The sequence below is a fragment of the Streptomyces sp. NPDC057307 genome (genome assembly GCF_042667665.1).
Lineage (GTDB): Bacteria > Actinomycetota > Actinomycetes > Streptomycetales > Streptomycetaceae > Streptomyces.
In genome coordinates this window covers 23,049-39,439 of sequence record NZ_JBHUZM010000070.1, presented here as the reverse complement: position 1 = coordinate 39,439, position 16,391 = coordinate 23,049, and the positions used below count along the sequence as shown (strand labels likewise).

Below are 16,391 nucleotides of genomic sequence, written 5' to 3'. Positions count from 1 at the left end.
GTCCGCCGTGGTCCGGTGCGGTGTCTTCAAGGGCCTGCTGGAGCGGTCGTGCAGTCCGGCGCCGCCCTCCTCCCGCCACCGCCGTACCCACTTGTACGCGGTAGCCCGTGAGACACCCATCTCGGCCGCCACATGAGCAACCGGGCGACCGGAAAGCACACGCTCGACCAGCAACCGCCTCCCGAAGACAGTCAGCCGGGCATTACGGTGGGACACGAAGACCTCCGAGTGGTGCGTTCCTAGACAGCTCCACCACACCGGAGGTCTTCGCCATGATCAAGCCCGACCAGTGTCAACAACGCTCGTGATCAATACACCTAGGGCGCGTCCTCCACCCGTACGCCGATCTGCGCCGCGAACGCGGGCGCCAGATCGAGCAGTTGCGCCGTACTGATCACCGCCCCCGCCAGCCGGTCGATCCCGCGCGCGATACCCAGCTCGGCGACGGTCCGCAGGTCGACGTCCTTCATCCGTACGCCACTGAGGTCCGCGTCCTTCAGGACACAGTCCCGGAACTCGACGCGCTCCAACTCCGCTCCCCCGAAGTCCGGTTCGGCGAGGACGCAGCCCTCGAACACCACGTCCTTCAGCTTCGCCCGCCGCAGATTCAGATAGTCGATCTTGCCGCCCCGGATCAGCACCCGCTCGAACACCGCGCCGTGCAGCTGCACCCCGCCCAGCCGCGCGTCCACCACCTCGACATCGCGCAGCGACGCGCCCCCGAGATCCGTCCCCACCCCCCGGATGCCCTCAAGAACGCAGTCGATGAAACGGGCCCGGCCCAGATCCGTCCGGTCGAGCCCGCACTCGCGCAGCGCGCAGTCGATGAACCGGGCCCCCGGGCCCTCCTGGTCCGCCAGATCCAGTCCCGCGAACTCCTGCCCGTCGTACTCCCCGTCGGGCTCCAGCTCCCCCTCGTACGGCACCAGCGGCGGCAGCCGCACCTCCGGCCGCCGCGCCGTCACACTCCTGCGGGCCGCGCCCGACTTGCCCGAACTGCCCGACTTACCTGTCGTTGTCCTGCGAACCATTCCCCCATCGTGACGCACACCACTGACAACGCCCCCGAATCCCGGCGCCCCGCTGTCACAAACGGCTCCCCCGATCAGTCAAGTACTTGAACACCTCCGCGCATGAAGACCGTGAGCGGACCAGACAAGCCAGACGAGCCAGACGTGCGAGCCAAACAAACGAGCCAGACGAACGAGCGAGCCAGACGTGCGAAACGAGTGAAGGGCAACAGCCATGGACCACATCACCGTCGTCGGCGGCGGCTTCGCCGGACTCACCGCGGCCATCTCGGCGGCCGAGTCGGGCGCCAGAGTGACCGTCTTCGAGGCCCACCACACCTTCGGCGGGCGGGCCCGCACCTCCGAAGGGCCGTACCTCGCCAACGAAGGTCCGCACGTCTTCTACCATCGCGGCCCGCACTGGACCTGGCTCCGGCAGCGCGATCTCCTCGGCGCGATGGCGCGCGTCCCCGCCGTCGAAGGCGCCCGCCTGCGCTTCCACCGTGACGGCGCCCTCCGGAAGGCGCCGCCCTTCGGGCTGCTCAAGGCGAGCCGCAGCAGGGCCGAACGGGCGCCCGTGGACGTCGACTTCCACACTTGGGCCACCGAGCGGCACGGGCACGACGCGGCCGTCGCCGCCGCCCGTTACGCCGCCGTCGCCCTCTTCCACCACGACCCCGGCTCGCTCTCCGCCGCGTTCGTCCAGGAACGGCTCCGGCGCGCCGCAACCGTCCCGCCGGAGGCCCATGTCGCGATCGGCGGCTGGAGCCAGGTCATCGAGCGGATGCTCGCGCGGGCCTGGAACCTGGGCGTACGGGTGGAGACCGTCGCCCGCGTCGACACCCTCCCCGAGGACGGGCCGGTGATCGTCGCGACGTCGCTCGACGCGGCCCGGCCGCTGCTCGGTGACGACAGCCTGCGGTGGGAGAGCGGGCGCACCGCGCTGCTGGACCTCGGGCTGACCACGCGCAGGGGCGATCCGTTCGTCATCTGCGATCTCGACGCGCCGGGCTGGCTGGAGCGGTTCACCGCCGTGGACCCCTCACTCGCGCCGGCCGGGGAGCAGCTGCTCCAGGGCCAGTTCCCGGTCGGTCCCGGCGAGTCCGGGACCGTGGGCATCGCGCGCGCGGAAGCCCTGCTCGACCTGGGCTTCCCCGACTGGCGGGACCGGGCGGTGTGGCGGCGCCAGTCGCTCGCCGCCGGCCGTACGGGAGCGGTCGACCGGCCGGGCACCACTTGGCGCGACCGGCCGCGCATCGACCGGGGCGACGGCGTCTATCTCGTCGGCGACCAGGTCGCCGCGCCGGGCGTGCTGTCCGAGGTGTCGTTCAACAGCGCCATCGAGGCCGCCTCGCTCGCCGTGCGGCGGATCGACGCCGTACGGCTCCGCAACTCCGCTTGACCTCAACTCTGCTTGACCTCAAGTCCGCTTGAGGTCGGAGGCTGGCTTCCGTACGCCACACCGGGACGCGACGCACCGGCCGGACCCCACCACCGGACCGCGCCCGGACACCACGAGGGAGCCAGCCATGCACGCCATCCGCCTCCACGCCTTCGGGCCCGCCGAGAACCTGGTCCACGAGCGGACCGACGACCCCGTCCCCGGCCCCGGCCAGGTCCGGATCGCCGTCGCCGCGGCCGGGGTCCACCTCCTCGACACCGCCCTGCGCGAGGGCATGACCGGGCCGTACCCCGCGCCCGCCGAACTGCCCACCATCCCCGGCCGTGAGGTGGCGGGCACCGTCGACGCGCTCGGCGAGACCACCGACCCGAGCTGGCTCGGCAAGCGGGTCGTCACCCATCTGGGCATGGTCCCCGGCGGTTACGCGGAACTCGCCGTCGCCGACGCCGCCCGGCTCCACGAGATCCCCGACAACCTCGACGCCGCCGAGGCCGTCGCCATGATCGGCACCGGCCGCACCACCATGGGCATCCTCCAGTTCACCACCCTCGCTCCCGAGGACGTCGCGATCGTCCCCGCCGCCGCGGGCGGCATCGGCACCCTCCTCGTCCAGTACGCGAAGAACGCGGGCGCCACCGTCATCGGTCTCGCCGGTGGACCCGCCAAGGTCGCGCGCGTCACCGAGAACGGCGCCGACCTCGCCGTCGACTACACGCTGCCCGACTGGCCCGAGACGGTCCGCGCCCACCTCGCGGGCCGCCCCGCCACCGTCGTCTTCGACTCCGTCGGCGGCGACACCGGCCGCGCCGCCGTGGACCTCCTCGGCAAGGGCGGGAAGCACATCGTCTTCGGCTGGTCCGGCGAGGGGATCCACGACGGGGAGCCGCTGAGTTACACGGAGGAGGAGCAGGCGGCGCGCGGCATCACCTCCGAGGGTGTCCTCGGCCCGGTGATGATCCAGAAGGCGGGCGGCGACGTACGCGCGCTGGAGGACCGCGCCCTGTCCGAGGCCGCGGCGGGCCGCCTCCGCCCCGCCGTACAACGCTTCCCGCTCGCCGACGCGGCCGGCGCGCACCGCGCGATGGAGACGCGCGGCACGATGGGCAAGGTGGTCCTGGAGCCGCCGCGTGCCTGACGTCCGACCGGGATCAGGCCGCTCCGAGATCGGGCCGGTCCTGGATCAGACCGCTCCGGGATCAGACCGCTCCGGGATCAGACCGCTCCGGGATCAGGCCGCTCCGGGGTCATGCCGCTCCGGGGTCAGGCGGGTGACGGGCCGGAGGCCGCCAGCCGCCCGGCCAACCGGTCGAGTCCGCCCTTGATCAACTGCCCGTACCCGTCGTCCCCCAGGGTCCCCACCGCGTCGAGCCCGCGTGCCAGATGCTCACGGGCCAGGTCCAACTCGCCGAGCCGCCGGTACACATCGCCCAGGTTGAGGTGCAGCGACGGGTAGAACGCGGCCACCGGACTGGCCACCCCCGCGCGGCGCGCCCGCTCGTCCGAGACCAGGTCCGCCGCCTCCAACGCCCGCAGGTCCCAGACCAGTTCCTCCCGCGGCTCGTCCTGGACATCGGCCATGGAGTGGGCCAGCGCGCATATGTGGAACGGGTCGCCGTCCGCGCCCAGCCGGTCCCAGACACCGGCGAACACCTGCCGGGCGGCGTCCCGTTCGCCACGCTGCCCCAGCTCCATGCCACGGCCTATCTCGGCCATCACCGGATCGGGCACGGCTTCGGGCACCGGGTCAGGCTGTCGGCTCGGCTCGGACACGGTCTCGGACACGCGGGCCCCCCAGGAAAGTCGGCGTCATCTGCACTCGTCACCGAGCGTAGCGGCACCCACTGACAATGCCGCCGACGATCCCCACCCCGCGCCTCAGACGCCCCCGCCCCGACCCCCACCGCCCAGCTTCGCCAACTCCCCGTCCGTCAGCCGGAACACCGTCCACTCGTCCTGCGGCCGTGCCCCGAGCGCCCGGTAGAACTCGATCGACGGCTCGTTCCAGTTGAGGACCGACCACTCCAGCCGCTCGTACCCGCGCTCCACGCAGATCCGCGCCAGCTCCGTCAGCAGGGCCTTCCCGTGCCCGCCGCCGCGCAGCTCCGGACGGACGTACAGGTCCTCCAGGTAGATGCCGTGCACCCCGCGCCATGTCGAGAAGTTCAGGAACCACAGCGCGAACCCCGCCACCGCGCCCTCGTCCGTCTCCGTGATGTGCGCGTACGCGGCGGGCCGCTCACCGAACAGCGCCTCACGCAACTGCTCCTCGGTCGCCCGCGCCTCGTCCGGGGCCTTCTCGTATGCCGCCAGTTCCCGCACCATCGCGTGGATCACCGGAACGTCAGCGGTCGTCGCCTTACGAATCATGACCGCAGCCTGCCTTTTCTCCGTCTACCGCGCCAGCAGTGCCCGTCCCACGGCCGCCTGCACGGGCGCGGCCACCCGCTCCCCCTCGCGAATGTCCCACAAGCAGTTCTGCAGCACCCGCCCCAGCGTCCACGCCCGCGCGCGCCCCCGGTCCAGCCCCATGACCTCCGTCATCAGGTCGAACCTCCTCAGGATGTCGCCCTCGTCGAACCGGTTGACGAGAGCGGGCAGCAGCTCGAAGCCCGGATCCCCCGCCAGCGGCTTCGGGTCGATCGCCAGCCACGGCTCACGGCCCTCGCCCCCGGCGCCGGGCAGCGGCGCCAGCACGTTCTCGAAGTGCAGATCCCAGTGCAGCAGCCGGTCACCCGGTTCGCCCACCACCTCACGTACGGCAGCCGCGCAGTCCAGGAGCAGCCGCCGCTCACCACCGTCGGCGAGCGACCGCACCGCCGCCGGCGTCTCGTCGAGCATCGCGCCCGCGATCTCGCCCAGCCCGCGCAGGCCGGCAGGCGCGGGCCGCGCCGTCAACCGGGCCAGCAGCCCCGCGATGACCGCCACCCCGTCCCGTACGGCGACACCGCCCAGGTCCCGCGCCGCGTCCAGGCGCTCCAGCAGCAGCGTGCCCGACTCCTCCTCGTACTCCAGCAGCCGCACCGCGCCGTCGCCGTCCCACAGCCGCAGCGCCACCGGCTCACCGGCCGTCTCCGCGTCGAGATTCTGCAGCTTCAACACCGCGGGCGTACCGTCCGCCCGCTCCACCGGCAGGACCAGCGCGCACATGCCGTGCATCGCCGGGCCCGTACGCCGCAGGTCCCACCTCTTGAGGAAGTCGGCCGCACGTGCCGGGAGGGCGGCGACGAACGCGCGCCCCTGTGTCCTCGCCAACTCCGCCGGGATCTCCATGCCGCGAAGCCTACGAGCGCTCCCCGGCCCCTCCCCCCGCCACCGGGAATGTCGATCCCGCCGAACGGCCCGCCCCCGTGGGTGAATCACCCCATGCGCCGCCATCTCCGCAACGCCGCCCACACCGTGTGGGTCTGGATCAGGACCGCCCCCGGCACCTATCTCTGGCTCGCGGCCCTCCTCGTCACCGGCGCCTCCTGGACGGACGACGGCGGGCCGCTCCCGTACGCCGTCCTCTACACCGTCTTCCACGCCCCCGCCGAACACTGGCTCGGCACCCGGCGCTGGCTCGCCACGGCCGCCGCCGCACTTGCCGGCGCCACGCTCAGCAGCGAAGGCGTCCTCAGCTGGGCCGTCCACCAGGGCCACGCGTACGAGGCCGCCGACGACTCCCTCGCCATCGGCGTCAGCTACGCGCTCGCCGGCGTCGTCGCCGTCCTCACCTACCGGATCGCCCCGCCCTGGCGTCTTCCGTACGGAGGCGCCGTCGTCATCCTCTACGGCGTACCGCTCATCGCGGGCCCCGACTTCACCGACATCGGCCACTTCACCGCCGTCCTCGTCGGCCTCGCCTGCTACCCCCTCACCCGGGGCCGCCCCCGCACCCCGGACCTGGACACAGGGGCGAAGCGAGGTGTACGAACACCCTCATGAGCAGCAGCACCGTCAACGGCGGCATCTCTTTCTGGTACGCCCAGGACGGCATACCGGCGCCCCGCGAACCCCTCCCCGGCGACGCCACGGCCGATGTCTGCATCGTCGGCGGCGGGTTCACCGGCCTGTGGACGGCCTACTACCTGAAGAAGGCCGCGCCCTTCCTCAACATCACCGTCCTGGAAGGCAAGTTCTGCGGGTACGGCGCCTCCGGTCGCAACGGCGGCTGGCTCTACAACGGCATCGCCGGCCGCGACACGTACGCCATCAAGCACGGCCACGACGCCGCCGTCCGCCTCCAGAAGGCCATGAACGACACCGTGGCCGAAGTCGTACGCGTCGCCGCCGACGAGACGATCGACGCCGACATCCACCAGGGCGGCGTCCTCGAAGTCGCGTACACGCCCGCGCAGCTCGCCCGGCTCAAGGACTTCCACACCACCGAGATCGCCTTCGGCGAGAGGGACCGCGTCCTGCGCGGCGCGCGGGAGACCGCGGAGCGCGTACGGGTCACGGGAGCCGTCGGCTCCACCTGGACCCCGCACGGCGCCCGGCTGCACCCCGTCAAACTCCTCAAGGGCCTCGCCGCGGCCGTCGAGGCACTCGGCGTCACCATCCACGAATCGACGCCCGTCACCGAGATCAAACCCAAACACGCGATCACCCCGTACGGCACGGTCCGCGCGCCCTACGTGCTGCGCTGCACCGAGGGATTCACCGCCGTCCTCAAGGGCCAGCGCCGCACCTGGCTCCCCATGAACTCCTCGATGATCGCCACCGAACCGCTGCCCGCCAGGATCTGGGACACCATCGGCTGGGAAGGCCGCGAAACCCTCGGCGACATGGCGCACGCCTACATGTACGCCCAGCGCACCGCCGACGACCGCATCGCCATCGGGGGCCGGGGCGTCCCGTACCGCTACGGCTCCCGCACGGACAACGACGGCCGCACCCAGCCCGCCACCATCGCCGCCCTGCGCGACATCCTGGTCCGCTTCTTCCCCACCACGGCGGGCGTCCGCATCGACCACGCCTGGTCGGGCGTCCTCGGCGTCCCGCGCGACTGGTGCGCCACGGTCACCCTCGACCGCGCCACCGGCCTCGGCTGGGCGGGCGGCTACGTCGGCTCGGGCGTCGCCACGACGAACCTCGCGGCCCGCACCCTGCGCGACCTGATCCAGCAGGACTCCGGCCAGGCCGGCCCCACGGATCTCACCACCCTGCCCTGGGTCAACCACAAGGTCCGCAAATGGGAGCCGGAGCCCCTGCGCTGGCTGGGAGTCCACACCCTCTACGCGGCCTACCGCGCGGCGGACCGCCAGGAGGCCACGTCCCCCACCCTCACAACCCCCCGCCTGGCCCGCACGGCCAACCGCATCTCCGGCCGCCACTGACCCCAACCCACCGCCCGCGCGTCCGCGTCCTCGCTCCCCGCTCAAACCGAAGGGCCAGGTCGACATCGCCGACCTGGCCCTTCCCGGAGCCCCCTGTCGGATTCGAACCGACGACCTACGCATTACAAGTCCGGGCAGGATCTTGCTGGATGCTGCCGGACGGTTCTTCCGTATGCGAAACCGCCAGGTCAGGACAGGTTCGCCATGGGGGCCGGTCCACGTCAGGACAGCTCCTGCCACACCGTCCGCTCACGCATCGCTCACGCACACCGGAGGACGTGGCGGTTTGCTCGACCTCTTGGAACCCTCGGAGACATCCGTCCATCGGGGCTGCCGGATATGAATCGAGCAGACTCAATCGCGATCGGTTTGATTCGGTCAGATGCGTTCACGGCATCAACTAGCCATCCTCGTAAGACATAAGATGATGCGCCTGGGGTGCCTGATGCCCAGGTCAATGTCTGGGGCCAGGCGCTGGTCGGAATGCTGCCGCCCAGGCGTGAGGGAACGGAGCGGCAGAGAACGGTGTACCTGCACAGCTTCACTGCGTGTGGATTCCGGTCCCTCAAGGATGTCCGCGACATCCCCGTCAGTACGCCTACCATCCTCGCCGGGCAGAACGACGGCGGTAAGACCGCGGTGCTCGCCGCGCTGGCCTTCCTCGTGGGTGCCGAGCAGTTGGCCGAGCATGACCGTATGTACGAACTCGGTTCGTCCGTCGAGGCAGCCGACGGCTTGACCTCTCTCTCAAGGTGCTCAACCACCTGGGTGGAGGGACTGTTCACCCTCGATCCTTGGGAGCAGGAGGCGTTCGGGCTGCCTGTGGAGGAGTTGCGCGTACGGCGGCAGGCCACGGCTGGCGAAACGCCGGTGCTGGAGTGCTGGGCGCCGCTTGCTGATGACGAACGGTTGCGTGATCCTTCCCAGTTGACCGTCGCCGAGGTGCGAGCACTGGCCAAGGAACTGCTCCCTGAGTTGACGTCCATCAAACGCGTCGACATCGAACCCGCCCTGCGCGCTTACGGCACGGCACACGCGTCCACGTCCGGATGGGTACTGGCACCGAAGGAGATGGAACGTCGTCTACCCCGGCTTATGCCGTTCGACGGCAAGTCGGCTGATCCTGACGGGTCCGTAAGGACGGCGTTGATGGGCCGCTACCAGGCTCACATGGCAGATCCCACGCTTCAAGGACGCCTGCAGCAGATCGAGGACGGGATCAGGGAGCGCCTCCAGGACGACGCCCAGTCTCTGTGCGCGCATATCCAGAGCCGCTGCGACGATCTCACCGACGTGTACGTCGAGCCCGAGGTCTCCTTCTCGCATGGCCTTCGAGGCGCGCCGCTGCGAATCGCCCGCACAAAGGGCGAGGCCGTCGGTCTGGAGCGATCCGGGCTGGGCAGTGCACGCCGTATCTCCCTGGCGATCTGGGAGTGGACCAGCCGACTACTCAAGAGCGAGGAACTCGGCGAGGTTGACCCCGCCGTCGAGCCTGAGGCTGTCGAGGACGCTCCGCCGCCGGTGCAAACGATCGTGATCTACGACGAGCCGGACACGCATCTCGACTACGGCTACCAACGCAAGATCATGCAGCTCATCCGTGACCAGAGTGCGCTGCCCCATGTAAATGTCATCGTCGCCACCCATTCCATGAACTTGATCGACGATGTCGACATCGCCGACGTCGTGCATCTGCGGCTGGAGAACGGCCGGACCCTCATGGAGCGGTTGGGGTCCGACGCCCACGACGAGATCGACGGTCATCTGGGGCGGATCGCTGCTGCGGTTGGTCTGCGCAACTCCGTTCTCCTGCACGAGCGCTGCTTCCTGGCTGTCGAAGGCGACACCGAGCAGCGTGTGATCCCTACACTGTTCCGGCTGTCCGAGGGACAGTCATTGCAGTCGGCCGGCATCGCCTTGTGGGCATGCTTCAACAACGAGGGTGCGTTGCACCTAGCCCACTACCTGGTCGAGCACGGTCGAACCGTGATGCTCATGGTCGACGCCGACAGCCGTTCTCTGCCCAAAGGGCTGTTCAAGGAAGCCCGCCTCCAGCAGTTCTTCGGCAGCGCTTTCAACGAAGTGGTCCGCTTCGTAGGAGAACCGGACTCCTTCAATGAGTTGGAAGAGTTGTTCTCCGATGGCCTGTGGGCTGCGGCCGCCAACGATCTCTGGCCTAAGGATGAACCATGGACGGCAGCCGACTTCGCTGCTCAGCGCCCTGGTAAGAAATTCAGCAAGGAAGTGCTGAACATGCTCCGGGACGGCAGTCCGGATGGGCCCAGCGGTAAGCCCGACATGATGTTCGGGCTGGTGAGCACCCTCACCAGCCCTGATCAGGTGCCCGCACAGTTGCGGGAAATCTTCAGTCAGCTCAGAAAGCTGGCCGCAGGGTAAAGGCGCTCCGGCGCGGCCTGGCTGGACCAGTGCCGCCAGCCTGCCTTCGTCTCGCAAGCATGCGCTCCTTGCGCTGCTCCGGCGTCGGCGGTTCCCACTTGTGCCAGCCCACCGGCGGCTTCCACCGCTGGGCATGCCCCCGAGCCTCAAGCCCACACCAACGGCAGCCACTCGGAGCAGGTATGTGCTGGCCAAAGGCATTGCCATCGTCAGTCATGAGTTTCCCTCCCCACCAAGGATTCTTCCCCACGGCACTGACATCACCCCTGCCATCACATAGTTCCATTTCACGCTAAAACGGAAGAAGCGGGTCGGCCACTCGCAAGTTCTTTACCTGATGAGACGGGCCGTGTGTGGGGCCTTGTGCTGAGGTGCCGGGCCACGCACGTGCGCGAAGTACGGGCGGACCGATCGGAGCCGCCACCGGCGTGCCGAGCCGCGTTGCCACAGCAGGTCGTCATCAAAGGATCAGGACGATCGAGGGAGTTGCGAGTCGTCGGAGTAAAACACCGGCTCATGGGGAGGGGCGACGCTGTGCAGCGTTTTCTCCGGGCGCACTATCGGGCGCCGTGTGCTCACCGCAGGGCCGGTGACAGCGTGTGCCGTCACAAGGATGCGGTCACTGATGGCGTTCGTTAGACGAGTTCGTGCTCCTTCCAGTCCAGCGCCTGGACCGTCTCCAGGGGCCAACGACGATCCCTGTCCCTGTTGGGACGCCGAGCCTCAGCCTCCTGCACGTACTGCTCGTGCCAGCGGACCTGTTCCCGGTGGAGCGCGGGGCGGGACAAGCGGCCTACGGCGGGGTGGCAGGCCGCGATGACCTGCGCGAGGACGAGCGTCGCCTCGGCGTCGCAGGAGGGATCACCGGGGCGTTCATGCGGGATGCCGTACCACTCGGCGACCGTTTCCAGGGCGCGTCCGCCGGAGCGGAAGGGCTCGGCGTGCCGGTCCAGAACGAGTGGGTCGCAGATCGGTGACATGCCGTTGGCCAAGCGATCGGACAGCGGTGTGAGTCCGTGCCGGAGCAGTTCACTCTCCAACGTGGTCAGCACGAATTGGGCGTACCAGACCACCATCGGTTCCTTGGTTGCCAACTGCCCCACAAGCAGGGTCGTCAATTCCTCCAGGGCCTCGGTGGCAGGCGTTCCGTGGGCACGGGCACGCTCCACTGAAATGCCGTGATTCTTGCGAGGCGTGACGGACAGCGGGCCGGGGCCAGGATCGATGAGCCAGAACCGATTCGTTCCGTCAGTGGTGCGTACCGCTGCGCCGAGAATGCGGTCGACACCGTAACGGTTGCCGGTGGTTGCGATGTCCAGGGCCATAAGGCGGCGTCGGTGCCAGCCCAGATGGTGCCGGCGTGGTGGTGGAGCAGGCTCACGGACATGTTCACGGTGGTAGACGTCCCATCCACCGAAGCCGGTGTTCACGAGTACCCCCAGCCCAGCCGGAACGACCGAGCCGCAGGTCTCGCACTCCCCCTCTCTCTGATTGGGGCGTATCGCGGACATGTCAGACGTGGTGCCGTCCGGATCGAGTGTCGGGGCGTGAGCCGGGTGATAGGTCACCCAGCCACCCCACACACTCCGGAGCAGAACCCCGGCCTCTGCCGGAACGTCTGCGCCGCACCGGGCACAGCGGCCCGCGTATTGGTTCGTCCGTACCGGGCTGTTCACTGCCTCGCCTCGATGAAGATCAGACTCCGCGGCAGAGCAGGGTGGGTGTTCTCGTCGCCCAACACCGGTGCCTCAGTCATCGGCTGCGGTAAGGAGCTGTGCCGCACGTTCGGGGGAAAGATCCCACTGCAGGGCGACCATGATCAGGAATTCCATCTCCTGGAAGTCGTCGGTCGGTTGGCCGGTGGCGCCTTCAGCAATGGCGACGGCGAGATTTGGTACGCCCGGGTCTCGGACCGCTGTGCCCGTGTCGATTTCGCTCTGCACCCGGAGGGTCAGGGTGCCGAGGAAGTCCACGATCTTACTGATGACCAGGTCTCCGGGACGGAGTTCCGTGATGATGCGATGTGTCTCCTGGAATAGCGTCGCGGCTTCGTCGGCGACGCTCTGGTGCAGTGGAGCGATATCCCGCAAGGTCGCCAGGTGCGCCAGACCAGAGAGGCATTGGAGAGCCTGATGGGCGTCGATGACCGCGTTGGTGAGCGGGGTCGGGTGGGCCTCAGGGAGGGCCGCACTCCAGGTGTCGAAGAGGTCGACTCCCGGCCACAATGTGGTCTGGAGCTGCTGGGTCAGGAGGCGGACCGGTCTGCCGTCGATGAGTGGCATGAGGAGGACGGGTCCCCGGTATCCCTGCGACACATAATCGTGGTGCATCAAGGCGCTTAGTTCGTCCACCGCCGCTGACCATCCGATGACGTCATCGAGGTACACGCCCACCGCCGACTCAACAGCTGGCCATTCCATCGCGTTCGGATCGGCGGGAGGGCGGGTGAAGAGCTGAACGGAGAGTCCCTCGGCCTCAGCGTCGGCTTGGAGCTGTTGCTGTGCGGCGGGCGCTCTGGCGTCGGCGGCGGTGCGGGCAACGTCCGCGGCCCGGGCGAGAGCGACGCCGGACGGCCCTGATCGTGCCGCGGTCCTGATGGCCTGTAGGCCGAGGGTGCCCCACGTAAGCTCAGCGAGAACGGCGTGAAGGTCGGTGAGAGCCTTCGTCAACTGGTCCAGGACAGCTGGCGGTTCTTGGTCGACGAGGTGCCATTGCTCCTGGTCCCGCACGCCCAACGCGCTATTCCTCAGCGAGTCTCGGACGTACCCGGCGAGTGATCTGTACTCCTCGGGATCGAAGATCCGTCGTGTCAGATTGTCCGCGATCCCGTGTGCGAGCGATTGCAAGTGGTCCGCTCCGCCACCCGGGACCGCGTCATCGGCAGGCAGTGAGGACAGGTGGGTATTGTCCATGGGCAGTGTCAGCGCGGTGGCCTGCTTGTACAGGTCGGCCTGCACCGTCTTGAGCAAGGCGACGTCCCGGGGCTGGCTGCGTCCGGTGAGCCAGACTCGGGTCAGATCAATCAAGTACTTGTACAGCTCGGGGAGCAGGGCGCTTGCCGCAGCGGTCCTGCTGGTCCGGTCAGTGGTGCCGGCCAGGGTGGTGGCGATCAGGCTCTGCGCGCGAGTCCATGCCACCTGGGTGGGTGAGCGATCGTACTGACGCTCCAGACGGCTGATCCCAGCTGTGAAGTCACCGAAGGTTTGGGGAATGCCACCGGGCAGAAGGCTCTGAACGTCCACGCTCTCGCAGTGAGGGAGGCAGCGCAGCAGGATCCGCCCGAAGGTCCGGATCGCTTGTTCCGCCTCCGGCTGAGCCCGATCGGACACGTGCAGAAGACGGGCGTACGCAACCTGTCGGCCTTCCCGCTCTACGACGGATACCTCGTACAACCACGGAAAGTGGGCTCTCAGTCTCGTCAGAACAGCCTCCTCTCCGCCCACGAGTTCCAGCAGGCTGTTCGCCAGATCCAACGACACGGCTCGCGCCGCTGTGAGAAGGTCCCCCAGCGACTCAATCGATGAACCGGTCAGCAGTCGGCCGAACGGAGAATCCGCGAGTGTTGGAGCCCAGTTCGTAAGATCCAGGTCTGTTCCTGTCAGGACGGCCAGGACCCTCTGTGTCTCGGTCGGTTCCGTGCACTGGGCGAGAAGTTGGGCCAACTGGGCCGTCCCGAGCCGTTCCACCAGGGTGTCGCGCAGCGGCGAGCTCAGCGGAAGGTACGCGCGGATCTCGGCTGTGGCCGCCGCGATCTCGGGTTGCAGGTTGGGCAGTGGATCCCCGTCGAGCAGCGCGAACTGCAGAAGGGTTCGACGGTGTGCGAGCGCTACTTGATGCCGGTCGAGGATCTGCTTCCAGTCGGTGGCGCAACGAGTGAAATCGACCAGCCGGAGTGCCTGGAAAACACCGGTGACCGTAGTCGTTCCGTGCCTTTGCCCAACTTCGACGACAATCTGGTCCAGTACGACGGAATCGAGGTCGGGGCAGTCCGTGAGGACGCCGGCCACGAACGGCTGGAGTTGTTCGTCCGTCAGCATCCGCATGACCGCGATGACGGTCTCGTCGAGTACGGGTGGCGGTACCGCGTGTACGGCATCCGCCAATCTGCCCGAGCGCAGTTGGTGGAGCCCGGACAGATGTCCGAGGCGCTCGTGAACGAGGTGCTCGTGGACCAGACGCGAGAGGGCGGCGCGGAGTTCCACGTCCTCGATGCCGAGTTGTCGCTGGAGCGCCCGTACCGGCAGATCGGTGCCCCAACGATGGGCCACCGAGATCCTGGCAAGAATGTCGAGTTCTGTCTGTCGTCCTTCGACTACCCGCCGGTCGACCTGCTCCGACAGAACGTCCGAGAGCCGCCTTCCTTTGGTGAGAAGGTGAGTGAACTCCAGAGTCAGACCGTCGGCTGCCTCGTATGCCTCCCGCCAGTGCGGTGTCGTCGTGGCACCGGAGGCGGTCAGCCCGGTGTGGATCTCTTTCGCGACGTCCTCGTCAAGTGTCACCGCGATCTGCGTACACCTGGCCCGGCTTCGCAGGGGCAGCAAGTCCTCACTGCGGACAGAACCCAACAACAAGACTCCGGGAATCGGGGCGAGTTCTCGCTGAAGGGCGTCCCAAGCCGCGGCCGAGCCGATCCCGATGCCGTCCACCACGAATCCGACCGGCGAGCGCATCGAAGGTTTCAACGCTCTTGCCAGCCGCACCAACGCGGCGATGTCCCCGTCTCGGAGACGCCTGATCCGATACCAAAGCACATGCCTGGTCACGTAGGCGGCCGTCCACATGACAGTCGACTTGCCCACTCCTGACGGGCCGACAATGAGGACGCTCTCCTCACGGTCGATCGCCGTCACCACCTGGCCGGTCAGAGCCTGCCTGGGTGCGGGCAGGCCGGCCGCGATGTGGCCGGGCTGCACGTCGATGCCTTCATAGAAGCCGGTTAACAGAAGCGGTCGGTCGAAGTCCACCGGCTCGCAGGCACCTGACGACAGCGCTTCTTCCAGTGACTCACGATTGATGGTTTCCACGACCTCCTGGGCGATGCGCTCGATGCCCGTTCGGGTGAGCCCGGACGCCTCACTCAGACTTGCCGCTGCGTTGGCATCGGCTTGGCCTGCCACCTCGTCGCGTAGGGCTAGCACAATAGGTTCGGCGGCCGCAGGGAGCAGCCCGAAGCGCTGCACTACTGCGGCCCGGGTTTCCGCTGCCGCGGCGCCCCATGGCAGCACGTAGAGGCTGACAGCCTCGCACCAGGCGTCGATCTCGTCCCTGTCCAGACCGGCGTGTGCAGCCTTCGTGGCGAATTCCCGCAGCACCGGATGGCCTGTTGGGAGAGCGCTCAACGGACGATCCCAGTGGGTGAACAGCTCTCCTGCCACCGGCCGTTCGAGAATGAGGATCGCGCGATCGGTCACTCCCGCCGCTGCCCGCTTGGCATGCGCCTTGGCCATGGCGACGAGATGCCCGGCCACATCAGCAGCGGTGAAATCACCGACCCGTTCCTGACGTGATTTTACCTGGACATGCCAGGACGTCGGGCCCTCGCAAGAGAGGTCTTCAAACCCCTCCGGGACAATGCGATCGATGGCGAGCCGGCCGGACAGGACCCGGCCGCACAGCCACGCTCCGACGGCATCCTGGTAGTGAAACCCGCGACCGGCTCGTGCCCCCGATCGTGTCTGCGTCCACAGGGATTCAGCGGGTCCACTGGTCGGATCGCCTCGTCGTACAGGTACGGCGGGCCGCCCTCGTCGCCCTTTATTCCTACTGGCCATCTAGGAAGCATGGCAGTTCGGTCTGCCAGGCGAGGTGACTTGTCCAGACGGCTCCGCTGCGACACCTCGGAAGCGGAGAATTTCAGGCGGGCGCATCAAGAGGTACCAGCGTCTCCGGTGGCGCAGCACTGCGGCGGCGCGGAACCCAGGAGGAGCCACTGGCGTCCCAACTCTTCCAGTCGCTGAAGGGCGGTGTGAGCGGATGCGATTGCTCGGTAGCCGCGGGTTGACCTCTCCACGACCGCGAGATGCGGTGATGCCAGAAAGTCGAGTGCGCTCGTCACCTCGTTAGCGTCCGCGCGTTCCCTACACCGTGCCGGCGCATCGTCTGACTCACGCGCCCCGCTAGTGCTGTCGTACCCCCCACCTGCATCCCCGCCAAACGGGTTCTCGTCATCAGCACGATGCAATGCTTAGACCTCCACGGCACTGCTGCGGTGGCCCCGTCGTTATCCGGCAACCAACCCTGCTCGCAGCCTCCACAGTGATCCTT

General features: G+C 68.4%; 12 protein-coding genes. 5 read left to right on the top strand and 7 right to left on the bottom strand.

The window, feature by feature from the left end:
• Together ACFUN8_RS22745 and ACFUN8_RS22740 are read right to left on the bottom strand one after the other, a co-directional pair.
• On the bottom strand, positions 1 to 216 hold a 216-nt coding region (locus ACFUN8_RS22745), incomplete at its 3' end, for a leucine zipper domain-containing protein (RefSeq protein WP_383640551.1).
• Positions 217 to 317: 101 nt separating this feature from the next.
• On the bottom strand, positions 318 to 1,031 hold the full coding sequence (locus tag ACFUN8_RS22740) for a pentapeptide repeat-containing protein (protein ID WP_383640548.1): 714 nt from the start codon (positions 1,029 to 1,031) through the stop codon (positions 318 to 320).
• 214 nt (positions 1,032 to 1,245) lie between these two features.
• Here ACFUN8_RS22740 and ACFUN8_RS22735 point away from each other — a divergent pair, with 214 nt between their 5' ends.
• Positions 1,246 to 2,412, top strand: a complete 1,167-nt coding sequence (locus ACFUN8_RS22735) for an NAD(P)-binding protein (RefSeq protein ID WP_383640545.1) — start codon at positions 1,246 to 1,248, stop codon at positions 2,410 to 2,412.
• A gap of 127 nt (positions 2,413 to 2,539) precedes the next feature.
• A complete protein-coding gene (locus tag ACFUN8_RS22730) occupies positions 2,540 to 3,547 on the top strand; it encodes a zinc-binding dehydrogenase (protein ID WP_383640542.1) in 1,008 nt (335 codons plus the stop codon).
• Between the two features lie 125 nt (positions 3,548 to 3,672).
• Here the strand turns inward: ACFUN8_RS22730 and ACFUN8_RS22725 are convergent, their stop codons facing one another.
• From ACFUN8_RS22725 to ACFUN8_RS22715, 3 genes are all read right to left on the bottom strand, one after another.
• The gene (locus ACFUN8_RS22725) at positions 3,673 to 4,152 is read right to left on the bottom strand and encodes a hypothetical protein (RefSeq protein WP_383640540.1); all 480 of its coding nucleotides are present in this window, start codon (positions 4,150 to 4,152) and stop codon (positions 3,673 to 3,675) included.
• Positions 4,153 to 4,287: 135 nt separating this feature from the next.
• Positions 4,288 to 4,779, bottom strand: coding sequence for a GNAT family N-acetyltransferase (locus ACFUN8_RS22720; protein WP_383640538.1), 492 nt, complete (start codon positions 4,777 to 4,779; stop codon positions 4,288 to 4,290).
• A gap of 24 nt (positions 4,780 to 4,803) precedes the next feature.
• A complete protein-coding gene (locus ACFUN8_RS22715; RefSeq protein ID WP_383640535.1) occupies positions 4,804 to 5,682 on the bottom strand; it encodes an aminoglycoside phosphotransferase family protein in 879 nt (292 codons plus the stop codon).
• Positions 5,683 to 5,775: 93 nt separating this feature from the next.
• Here ACFUN8_RS22715 and ACFUN8_RS22710 point away from each other — a divergent pair, with 93 nt between their 5' ends.
• The 3 genes from ACFUN8_RS22710 (at position 5,776) to ACFUN8_RS22700 (ending at position 10,127) form a co-directional block, all read left to right on the top strand.
• Positions 5,776 to 6,336 (top strand): rhomboid-like protein, encoded by a 561-nt coding sequence (locus tag ACFUN8_RS22710; protein ID WP_383640532.1) that lies wholly within the window; start codon positions 5,776 to 5,778, stop codon positions 6,334 to 6,336.
• Complete coding sequence (locus ACFUN8_RS22705) at positions 6,333 to 7,730, top strand: NAD(P)/FAD-dependent oxidoreductase (RefSeq protein ID WP_383640529.1); 1,398 nt, start codon at positions 6,333 to 6,335, stop codon at positions 7,728 to 7,730. The genes ACFUN8_RS22710 and ACFUN8_RS22705 overlap by 4 nt, the downstream gene beginning before the upstream one ends.
• Positions 7,731 to 8,255: 525 nt before the next feature.
• Positions 8,256 to 10,127: an ATP-dependent endonuclease gene (locus tag ACFUN8_RS22700; RefSeq protein WP_383640559.1), complete on the top strand. Its 1,872-nt coding sequence runs from the start codon at positions 8,256 to 8,258 to the stop codon at positions 10,125 to 10,127.
• Between the two features lie 635 nt (positions 10,128 to 10,762).
• Here the strand turns inward: ACFUN8_RS22700 and ACFUN8_RS22695 are convergent.
• A complete protein-coding gene (locus tag ACFUN8_RS22695; protein ID WP_383640526.1) occupies positions 10,763 to 11,452 on the bottom strand; it encodes a hypothetical protein in 690 nt (229 codons plus the stop codon).
• 423 nt (positions 11,453 to 11,875) lie between these two features.
• Positions 11,876 to 15,595, bottom strand: a complete 3,720-nt coding sequence (locus ACFUN8_RS22690; protein ID WP_383640523.1) for a hypothetical protein — start codon at positions 15,593 to 15,595, stop codon at positions 11,876 to 11,878.
• Between the last annotated feature and the right edge of the window lie 796 nt (positions 15,596 to 16,391).